Below are 11,107 nucleotides of genomic sequence, written 5' to 3' on the forward strand. Positions count from 1 at the left end.
ATTCAAATGAACCAAATGCAATTATTGAAACATTTATTAGAAATAATGCTGATAAACTTGATGGCTTAACTAAAAATGATTTTGAAGTTGTAACTAATCAAAACAACGTTTTAACAATTAAAGTTAAAGATGATCAGCAAAAATACCAAGGATCAATTACAATTAATTATTCAGTTAAAATAAACATTTCAAGTCTAGATTTAAATCCAAACACAGGAGTGTTCAATTCAAATGAACCAAATGCAATTATTGAAACATTTATTAGAAATAATGCTGATAAACTTGATGGCTTAACTAAAAATGATTTTGAAGTTGTAACTAATCAAAACAACGTTTTAACAATTAAAGTTAAAGATGATCAGCAAAAATACCAAGGATCAATTACAATTAATTTTACTGTTCAAACAAATCAAGATGAGACTAATAGTAAACAACCAGGAAAACAAAACAATAAAACAGTTATCATAGCTTCATCAGCTGGTGTTGGTGGTGTTGGTATACTTGGAGCCATCACAGCATTATTCAGAAGACGTAAGAGAAAATAGTTAATAATCAAATGGATCTTAAGATCCATTTTTATATTTCAAGACTTATTATTGAAAAATCATAAAAACTTATTTTTATTGAAAAATCATAAAAAAACTATACAATTAATATTGTATTAGAATAAATATATAGCGTAAGCAAGGTGTCTAATACCTTGCTTTGTTTTATTATTGACCTATAGGAGAACTATGAAAAAATTTAGTGTTATAAAATCAAAAATACAAGAAGTTGTAAACAAAGAATTAGAAAAATTAAATTTAGAAGTTTATCAAATAAACAATCATCGTGAATTTGATGGTGATGTTTTACAAATTCTAGTACAAGATATTTTAAAAGCTAATAAAGGTTTAGATTTTGATACTATAGTTAAAGCTAATGAAGTAGTTTCTGATGCTTTAGATCAATTAAATGAGATTGATGAACCTTATTTATTAGAAGTTGCTAGTGCTGGAATTGAAAAAGAAATTAGAACTCAACAAGAACTAGAAAAAGCAATAGATGAATATGTATTTATTCAATTAAATTCTCAACAAAAAGGTGTTTTAGAATTTTCAGGATATTTAGTTAAATATGATTCAGGTACAAATAAATTTGGATTTGAATTCTTTGTAAAAGGTCAAAAAAAGAAAATTGATTTATCATGAGAAGATATTAAATTTGTGAGATACGCAATTAAATTTTAGGAGAAATTATGTTAAGTGGAAATGAATTATTACAAGCAATAAAATTAATAGAACAAGAAAAAAACATAGATAGAGAAGTTATCATTTCAGGTATTAAAGAAGGATTACAAAAAGCTTATGAAAAATTCTTTGATACAGATGCTGTTGTTAGAGTAGATTTTGATGAAACAACTGGAAAAATCAGTATGTATCAAGAATTAACAGTTGTTGAAGAAGTTGATGATGACTGACTAGAAGTTTCACTACAGGAAGCTTTAGTTAAAAATCCTGATGTTAAAATTGGTGATGTTATTTTAAAACCTATTGAATTTAATGAAGAATTTTCAAGAATGATAGTTAACCAAGTTCGTCAAATTTTCCAACAAAAAATACGTGGTGCTGAAAGAGAAAAAATCTATGAAAAATTCATTAGCTTAGAAGGTGAAATTGTTCAAGCTAAAGTTACAGGTATGAATAAAGAAGGAAGTTATGTTTTAGATATCGAAGGAACTACTTCTTATTTATGAAAAAACAAATCAATTAATAATGAAACTTTTGAAATTGATCAAATTATTGATGTATATATTGAAACAGTAGAAAAAGAAAGTCGTTTATCTCAATTAATTGTTTCAAGAACTAGTCCTAACTTTTTAGCTAAATTACTTGAAAGAGAAGTTCCTGAAGTTAGAATGGGAATAATTGAAATCAAAGCTGTTAGTCGTGAACCTGGAAAACGTGCTAAAGTTGCAGTTATTTCAAAAAATGAAAACATTGAACCAATTGGATCAATTGTTGGAGTTGGTGGATCAAGAATTAACAAAGTAAGCGATGAATTAAAAGGTGAAAAAATAGACGTTGTTAAATGAGATGAAAGCATGGAAACATTTATTATAAATGCAATGTCACCAGTAAAAGTAATATCTGTAAATAATGTAGATGGTGAATATGATATAGTTGTTCCTAATCAACAACTTTCACTAGCTATTGGAAAACAAGGAATAGCTGCTAAGTTAATTGCTAATTTAGTTAAAACTAAAGTTAACATTTACTCTTTATCAAACGCTTTAAATGATAATATCGATATTTTATGAAATGGAAATATTACTAAACAAGAAGTTGAAAACAATATTTTCTCAACAGAGAGAAATGTTGTAAGACAAGTTCAAAACAACAAAAATACTAACACAAAACCAAACAATGTTTCTAAAAAGCAAAATCATAAAGAAGACTTTATTGACTTAGAAGCTTTACAAGCTTTCCAAGCTGAAGTTGTAGCTGAAGAAACTCGAGTAGAAGTTATAGATAATAATATTGAAGAACCAATTTTGGTTTCTCAACCAGTTAGTCAAGAAGTTAAAGAAACTGAAGTTGAACAAGATTCGATTTTTGATCAAGAACCAGATATCGATGAAATTAATGCTAATTTAGAAGCATTTAATGAAGCATTAAACGAATATGATGATGAAGATATCGATGATGAAGAAGATACAATAGAAGATTACGATAAATACTATGAATAGTTCTCATCAAAGTTTAAGAAAAGAAATTGTAACATCTGAAATGCTACCAAAAAAAGAATTAATTAGAGTAGTTAAAAATAAGCAAAATGAAGTATTTATTGATCCTACTCAAAAAGCTAACGGTAGAGGTGTTTATATTAAATCTGATTTAAGTCATGTTGAAATTGCAAAGAAAAAGAATTTACTTTCTAAAAGTTTAAGAACCAAAGTTGATCTAGTTATTTACGATCAACTAGAAGAATTTATAAATGCAAAAAAATAAATTATTAAATGCAATTGGAATGGCTTATTCATCAAGAAATTTAACAACTGGATCTAAATTATTAGATCAAATAAAAGAAAATAAAATTGAACTTGTAATTATTTCTTCAAATATGGGGCTAAGTCAAAAAAAGAAATTTATAGATAAGTGTAATTCTAGAAATATTGAATATATCTCTGATTTGATAACAAAAGAAGAACTATCAAAAGCATGCGGTAAAGCGATGGTAGTTGCTGTAGGGTTAAAAGATCTTAACTTTATTAAATTAATAAAATCTACACTATAACTTCACAAGAAAGGAAGTGTTTATATGGCAAAAAAAGAAAATAAAAATATTAAAAAACAAGAAGCACAAAAACATACCAAAAATATTAAAAAACAATTAAAAGAAGAAGTTAGCACTGGTCTAATTGATGGAGTGTTTGTTTTTACTGAACCTTTAACTGTAGCTGATTATGCTAGTCAAATTAATAAATCAGTTTCTGATATTTTAAAACACTTTTTCAATCAAGGTATTTTATTAAATCAAAACGCAATGTTAACAGAAGAACAAATGGGAGAACTAAGTTTAGAATTTGGTTTTGACTTTAAAAAAGAAGCTTCAGTTACTAAAGAAAATATTTTAGAAACTTTATTAGAAGCAGAAGATAAACCTGAAGATCTAAAAGAAAGAGCTCCAATTGTTACTATTATGGGTCATGTTGATCATGGTAAAACTACATTATTAGATTCAATTAAAAATTCAAATGTTGTAGATACTGAAGCCGGAGGAATTACTCAAGCAATTGGTGCTTATCAAATAACAGTTAAGAATGGTAAAAAAATTACATTCATCGATACTCCAGGACACGAAGCGTTTACTGAAATGAGAAGTCGTGGAGCTAATGCAACTGATATTGTAGTTTTAATTGTTGCAGCTGATGATGGAGTAATGCCTCAAACTGAAGAAGCTATCGATCACGCTAAATTAGCAAATGTTCCTATTGTAGTTTTTGTTAACAAAATTGATAAGTCAGGTGCAGATCCAAATAGAGTTAAAATTGAATTAATGAACTATGGTTTAGTTGCTGAAGAATATGGAGGAGATATCCCATTTATTGAAGGTTCAGCAAAACAAAAAATCAATTTAGATAAACTAGAAGAAACAATTCTTTTAATTTCAGAATTACAAGGATTAAAAGCTAACCCTAATAAATTTGCTTCAGGAGTGGTTTTAGAAGCTCACTTAGATAAAGCAAAAGGTCCTGTTGCATCAGTTTTAGTTCAACAAGGAACTCTAGAAATGAGAGATATGGTTGTTGCTGGAGCTACATTTGGAGCTATAAAACGTATTGAAGATGAATATAAACACAAAGTATTAAGAGCTGAACCATCAAAACCAGTTGTGCTTTATGGACTTAACCAAGTTCCAAAAGCTGGAGATAAATTCATTGTTTTACAAGACGAAAAAATGGCTCGTGAAATTGCTGAAGCTTATTTTGCAAAACAACAAAATGCAGAAAGACAATCAAGACAAAGTTTTGGACTAGAAGCTATTAAAAAACATATTGATGATGGTGATTTAAAAGCGATTAACTTAATTGTAAAAGCTGATACTCAAGGAAGTGTAGAAGCATTAAAAGGTTCATTATCAAAAATTAGTATTGATGGAGTAAAAATAAATATCGTTAGAGCTTCAGTTGGTGCTATATCATTATCAGATATTAGTTTAGCTACAACTATTAAAGATGGTTTAACAATCGTTTATGGATTTAATGTAAGACCAGATGCTACAGTTAGAAAAAAAGCTGAAGAAGATGGAATTGAAATTAGATTACATAACATTATTTATAAATTAATTGAAGAACTTGAAGATGCTGCTAAAGGTATTTTAGATCCAGAATTTAAAGAAGTTGTTTTAGGACAAGCTGAAGTAAGAGCTTTATTTAAACACTCAGCAATTGGAACTATCGGTGGATTTTATGTAACTGATGGAGTTATTCCTAGAAATGCTAAAATTCGTGTTTTAAGAAATGGTGTTGTTGTTTATGATGGAGAAATCAATTCATTAAAACACTCAAAAGAAGACACTAAAGAAGTAAAACAAGGATTTGAAGGTGGATTAACTATTAAAAACTTTAACGACATCAAAGAAGGAGATGTCTTTGAAACTTATAAATTAGAACAAATTAAGTAGATAATATTTTTAAAGATATGTTATGTATTTATATTTATTAAGTAAAATATTATTAGATGTGCATTAAAAAAAGAGAGGATATAAATTATGAAAGAACAAATGACAAACGAACAAATGACAAACGAACAAATGACAAACGAACAAATGACAAACGAACAAATGACAAACGAACAATTAAAAACTATAAAACCAAAAAACTTATCAGATCTTTATAAAATAGGAGTAATTATTAGTTTAATTTTAGGGTGTTTTGGAGCATTGACTGCTGTGTTTTATATTTTCCTTTCAGCCATACCAGCTTTAGCAGCTATCGGAACTACACCAGCACTTGATCCTGAAGTAGCATCTGTAACAGCATCAGCTAACGTAGTAATAATACTTGTTGTTTCATTTTTAGCTATAGCTTTTGTGCCTTATATAACACTTGTTATATTAGGTATAAAAACATTAAAAGAAAAAACATACAAATATAGAATAGTTATGAGTATTCTATCAATTATGTTTGGATTTATTTTAGGTATTATTGCTGGAGTGCTAATGTTAGTGGCTGAACGCGATGATAAATAATAAAAGGAGAAAAATGTTAGATAATAAAACATTATTATGACTAAATGAAAAACAAACTAAATTAGATTCATATATTTCTAATAAAAAACAATTTATTGTTGATGATGAAATATTGAACAAAAAAATCATAGCTTTTCTAGTTGAATTAGGTGAATATGCTAATGAAGAGAGAGCATTTAAATACTGATCAAATAAAAAAGAAGCAAAATTATCAGTTCAATTAGATGAATATATTGATTGTATTCACTTTTTAATAAGTATCGGAAATCAAATGAATTATGATTTTGATAAATTTGAATATCAAAATTTAATGTTTAAAAATAATATAGATGCTTATTTTAATATAGTTAATAAATTAGCTAATTTTATAAATAGTAAATCTCAAACAACATATGCTGATTTATTAAATTCATTTTTAAATATTTGCTCTGTTAAAAATTACAGTCAACAAGAAATAATTGATGCTTATAATATTAAAAATGAAATTAATTTCAAAAGACAAGATAATAATTATTAAAAGGTAAATTTTATGGAAAAAATAACTTCTACAACAAATCAAAAAATTAAAGATATTTTAAAACTTAAAGATAGCAAACACCGTAATAGTAAAAAACTATTTATAGTTGAAGGCTTTCATATGGTTTTAGAAGCTTATAATCATAAGATTATCAAAACTTTATTAGCAACAGAAAAAGCATTAAGTGTTTTAAAAGATGAAATACCTAATATTGATGAAGTGATTGAAATATCATCAAATGTAGCTAAAAAACTTAGTGAAACAACTACAAGTCAAGAAGTTTTTGCAGTATGTAGTATGGATGAAAATCCAGTAATTGATCTAGAAAATGATATTTTATTATTAGATCAAATTCAAGATCCAGGTAATTTAGGAACATTAATAAGAAGTGCAGCAAGTTTTAATTTTAAAACTATAATAGCTTCACCAAATAGTGCTGGATTTTATAATCAAAAAGTGTTACGTTCAACTCAAGGTAATTTATTTAAAGTAAATTTATTTAATGAATATTTAATTAAAGTTATTAACATATTACATGAAAATAATTACATTATAGTTGGAACATCGCTTCATCATAATGCAAAACCTTTACAAAAAATTAAATTCGATTCAGATGATAAGTATGCATTAATCATAGGAAATGAATCTAAAGGAATAAGTCCTGAACTTTTAAACTTAATTGATGTTAATGTTAAAATTGAAATGCAAGAAGATGTAGATAGCTTAAATGCTGCTGTTGCTGGTTCAATTATTATGTATGAAATTAATAATGCTAAATAATCAACTCACTAGAGTTGATTTTTATTTAAATAAACCTAGATATAGATATTTCAATTAAAACTTTTTATATAATTTTTATATAAGAAGCAAGGAGGAGCTATCTATGTATAAATTCAAAACACTTATTAATGGTGAATTATATGAAAATAATAAAGAATTAGAAATAATTAATCCTGTTGACAATTCAATAGCTGGAACCGTTCCTAGTTTAACAAAACAAGACATAGACAATGCTTTTATAAGTGCAAAACAAGCTCAAAAACAATGAGAAGAAACTGATTTAGATAGAAGAATTGAAATTCTAAATAAATGAAAAGATTTAATTAATGAAAATAAAGAAGAATTAGCTCAAATCATTATGAGTGAAATTGCTAAATCTTATAAAGAATGTTTAACTGAAGTAATTAGAAGTGTTGAATATATTGATCAAACTTTTATAGAAGTTAAACAACTAAAAACATTGATTATTGATGGGGCTAAGTATGGTGCTAAAAATAAAATTGGTACATTTATGAGAGTTGCAAAAGGAGTTGGAGTAGCGATTAGTCCTTTTAACTATCCAATCAATTTATCTTTAGCAAAAATCATTCCAGCATTAGTTACAGGTAACACTTTAGTTTTTAAACCAGCTACACAAGGAAGTTTAATTGGAGCCAAACTAGGTGAACTAGCATATAAAGCAAATTTACCTAAAGGAATTTTTAATGTTGTAACAGGACGTGGACGCGAAATTGGTGATGAAATAATTACAAATAAACTAGCTGATTTTATTTCATTTACAGGAAGTGTTGAAGTAGGAAAAAGATTACTTGAAATTAGTTCAACAAAAGATGTTGTTTTAGAGTTAGGTGGAAAAGATCCTGCAATTGTTTTAGATGATTATGATCTAGAAAAATATGCAAAGGAAATAGTTTCAGGAGCTTTTAGTTATTCAGGCCAAAGATGTACAGCAATTAAAAGAGTTATCACAACAGATCAAATTGCTGATAAATTAATCGATATTTTAAAATCTAAGATTGAAAAATTAACTGTAGGTTTACCTAAAGATAATGTTGATATTACTTGTTTAATAGATAATAAGTCTGCTGATTTTGTTTGAGAATTGATTAATGATGCTAAAAATAAAGGTGCAAAAATTATTACAGGTGATAAAAGAGAAAATAATTTAATCTATCCAACACTTGTTGATCACGTAACAACTGATATGAAATTAGCATGAGAAGAACCTTTTGGTCCAGTTTTACCTATTATTAGAATTAATTCAATTGATGAAATGATTAAAGTTGCAAATGATTCTAATTTTGGACTACAAGCAAGTATTTATTCAAATAATTTAGATAAAGCTTTAAAAATAGCTAACCAACTTGAAGTAGGAACTGTAAATATTAATGGTAAATCTCAACGTGGTCCAGATGTGTTTCCTTTCTTAGGGGTTAAAGATTCTGGATTTGGAGTTCAAGGTATTATTGATACATTGTTATTTTCAACAAGATATAAAGGTATTGTTATAAATAATTAGTATTTAAGCAATATTTAATATATTATTCAAGTCTTTCTGAAGTACTCAGAAGACTTATTTTTTTATAATTTTAAAAATTTTAAATTTTTTTAAAAAAACACTTGTATTAATAAAATAATAAAGATATACTTATTTTTGTCGTTAAGAGATAAAGAAAAAACGATACGATCTTTGAAAACTAAATAGAACAAATTATTGTACAAATCTTGTCAAAAAGATGAATTTGAGTAATACAAAATACTTATATTAAAACAATAATAAAATAGTCAGAATCTAACTTAATTTATAAAACAATTTTAAAATGAGAGTTTGATCCTGGCTCAGGATAAACGCTGGCGGCATGCCTAATACATGCAAGTCGAACGGGGGTGCTTGCACCCCAGTGGCGAACGGGTGAGCAACACGTATCTAACCTACCTCATAGCGGGGGATAACTTTTGGAAACGAAAGATAATACCGCATGTGAATCTTATTATCGCATGAGAAAAGATTGAAAGGACCGTTTGGTTCACTATGAGATGGGGATGCGGCGTATTAGTTAGTAGGTGAGGTAATGGCTCACCTAGGCGATGATACGTAGCCGAACTGAGAGGTTGATCGGCCACATTGGGACTGAGATACGGCCCAGACTCCTACGGGAGGCAGCAGTAGGGAATTTTTCACAATGGACGAAAGTCTGATGAAGCAATGCCGCGTGAGTGATGACGGCCTTCGGGTTGTAAAGCTCTGTTGTAAGGGAAGAAAAAATAGAGTAGGAAATGCCTCTATATTGACGGTACCTTACCAGAAAGCCACGGCTAACTATGTGCCAGCAGCCGCGGTAATACATAGGTGGCAAGCGTTATCCGGATTTATTGGGCGTATAGGGTGCGTAGGCGGTTTTGCAAGTTTGAGGTTAAAGCCCGGAGCTCAACTCCGGTTCGCCTTGAAAACTGCATTACTAGAATGCAAGAGAGGTAAGCGGAATTCCATGTGTAGCGGTGAAATGCGTAGATATATGGAAGAACACCTGTGGCGAAAGCGGCTTACTGGCTTGTTATTGACGCTGAGGCACGAAAGCGTGGGGAGCAAATAGGATTAGATACCCTGTAGTCCACGCTGTAAACGATGAGTACTAGGTGTTGGGGTTATCTCAGCGTCGCAGCTAACGCATTAAGTACTCCGCCTGAGTAGTATGCTCGCAAGAGTGAAACTCAAAGGAATTGACGGGGACCCGCACAAGTGGTGGAGCATGTGGTTTAATTCGAAGCAACACGAAGAACCTTACCAGGACTTGACATCCAGTGCAAAGCTATAGAGATATAGTGGAGGTTAACATTGAGACAGGTGGTGCATGGTTGTCGTCAGTTCGTGCCGTGAGGTGTTGGGTTAAGTCCCGCAACGAACGCAACCCTTGTCGTTAGTTACTAACATTAAGTTGAGGACTCTAACGAGACTGCTAGTGTAAGCTAGAGGAAGGTGGGGATGACGTCAAATCATCATGCCCCTTATGTCCTGGGCTACACACGTGCTACAATGGCTGGTACAAAGAGTCGCAATCTCGCGAGGGGGAGCTAATCTCAAAAAGCCAGTCTCAGTTCGGATTGAAGTCTGCAACTCGACTTCATGAAGCCGGAATCACTAGTAATCGCGAATCAGCTATGTCGCGGTGAATACGTTCTCGGGTCTTGTACACACCGCCCGTCACACCACGAGAGTTGGTAATACCAGAAGTGGGTAGCTTAACCGCAAGGAGAGCACCTCCCAAGGTAGGACTGGCGATTGGGGTGAAGTCGTAACAAGGTATCCGTACGGGAACGTGCGGATGGATCACCTCCTTTCTATGGAGATAAAACATTTATTATTGACTATTTTAGTTCTATTTAGTTTTCAGGGATTGTATAAATCTCTGAAAATGATTGTTCTTTGAAAACTGAATATTAGATGAAATGCAATTTTCTGATTATAACAACATATAATTAGATAATTATTACGAAATTATTCGTAATGACATCAAAACAATTAACTAAAATTAATTGAGTTACAAATTGCTAGAAAGATTTTCTAAAAAAATAGTAAGGGCATATGGTGAATGCCTTGGAAAATGGAGCCGAAGAAGGACGTGATTACCTGCGAAAAGTCTGGGGGAGCTGGAAGTAAGCTGCGATCCCGGAATGTCCGAATGGGGAAACCTAACATGATTTATCTCATGTTATCTATAAGTGAATACATAGCTTATAAGAAGGGAACCTAGGGAACTGAAACATCTTAGTACCTAGAGGAAAAGAAAATAATAATGATTCTGTTAGTAGTGGCGAGCGAACACGGAACAGGCCAAACCGTTCTACGGGGCAGGGTTGTAGGACTTTTGTTAGAGTTACAAAGTTATTGTATAGTAGAAGCTATTGGGAAGTAGCGGCATAGAGGGTGATACCCCCGTATACGAAATGCAATAACCTCGAGAAAGTATCCTGAGTACGGCGAAACACGTGAAATTTTGTTGGAATCTGCCAAGACCACTTGGTAAGCCTAAATACTACCATTTTACCGATAGTGAACCAGTACCGTGAGGGAAAGGA

Annotated in this window: 10 protein-coding genes and 2 rRNA genes; all 12 read left to right on the forward strand. The window is 30.2% G+C overall.

Translation table 4 applies throughout. The features are described 5' to 3' along the window. Positions 1 to 545: EGFR-like transmembrane domain-containing protein (locus AB668_RS05605; RefSeq protein WP_235443306.1), on the forward strand; the 545-nt coding region annotated here is incomplete at its 5' end. Between the two features lie 189 nt (positions 546 to 734). Further along, complete coding sequence (gene rimP / locus AB668_RS00095; protein WP_050517102.1) at positions 735 to 1,229, forward strand: ribosome maturation factor RimP; 495 nt, start codon at positions 735 to 737, stop codon at positions 1,227 to 1,229. An 8-nt stretch (positions 1,230 to 1,237) separates the two neighbouring features. After that, positions 1,238 to 2,728, forward strand: coding sequence for a transcription termination factor NusA (nusA, locus tag AB668_RS00100; RefSeq protein WP_050517103.1), 1,491 nt, complete (start codon positions 1,238 to 1,240; stop codon positions 2,726 to 2,728). Then, positions 2,721 to 2,990, forward strand: a complete 270-nt coding sequence (gene rnpM / locus AB668_RS00105; RefSeq protein ID WP_050517104.1) for an RNase P modulator RnpM — start codon at positions 2,721 to 2,723, stop codon at positions 2,988 to 2,990. Before nusA ends, rnpM begins: the two co-directional genes overlap by 8 nt. Continuing rightward, positions 2,977 to 3,276, forward strand: a complete 300-nt coding sequence (locus AB668_RS00110; RefSeq protein ID WP_050517105.1) for a L7Ae/L30e/S12e/Gadd45 family ribosomal protein — start codon at positions 2,977 to 2,979, stop codon at positions 3,274 to 3,276. Before rnpM ends, AB668_RS00110 begins: the two co-directional genes overlap by 14 nt. A gap of 24 nt (positions 3,277 to 3,300) precedes the next feature. Then, the gene (gene infB, locus AB668_RS00115) at positions 3,301 to 5,166 is read left to right on the forward strand and encodes a translation initiation factor IF-2 (protein WP_050517106.1); all 1,866 of its coding nucleotides are present in this window, start codon (positions 3,301 to 3,303) and stop codon (positions 5,164 to 5,166) included. 87 nt (positions 5,167 to 5,253) lie between these two features. Beyond that, positions 5,254 to 5,733, forward strand: coding sequence for a hypothetical protein (locus AB668_RS00120; RefSeq protein WP_050517107.1), 480 nt, complete (start codon positions 5,254 to 5,256; stop codon positions 5,731 to 5,733). A gap of 13 nt (positions 5,734 to 5,746) precedes the next feature. Continuing rightward, on the forward strand, positions 5,747 to 6,250 hold the full coding sequence (locus tag AB668_RS00125; RefSeq protein ID WP_050517108.1) for a dUTP diphosphatase: 504 nt from the start codon (positions 5,747 to 5,749) through the stop codon (positions 6,248 to 6,250). A gap of 12 nt (positions 6,251 to 6,262) precedes the next feature. Next, positions 6,263 to 7,030, forward strand: a complete 768-nt coding sequence (locus AB668_RS00130; protein WP_050517109.1) for a TrmH family RNA methyltransferase — start codon at positions 6,263 to 6,265, stop codon at positions 7,028 to 7,030. 103 nt (positions 7,031 to 7,133) lie between these two features. Next, positions 7,134 to 8,549 carry an NADP-dependent glyceraldehyde-3-phosphate dehydrogenase gene (locus tag AB668_RS00135; protein ID WP_050517110.1) on the forward strand — a complete coding sequence of 472 codons (1,416 nt, stop codon included), beginning with the start codon at positions 7,134 to 7,136 and terminating at the stop codon, positions 8,547 to 8,549. Between the two features lie 297 nt (positions 8,550 to 8,846). After that, positions 8,847 to 10,369: ribosomal RNA gene (locus AB668_RS00140) — 16S ribosomal RNA — on the forward strand. A gap of 224 nt (positions 10,370 to 10,593) precedes the next feature. Continuing rightward, positions 10,594 to 11,107: ribosomal RNA gene (locus AB668_RS00145) — 23S ribosomal RNA — on the forward strand; the annotation flags it as partial.

Source organism: Mycoplasma sp. HU2014 (assembly GCF_001199495.1).
Lineage (GTDB): Bacteria > Bacillota_I > Bacilli_A > Mycoplasmatales > Mycoplasmataceae > Mycoplasma.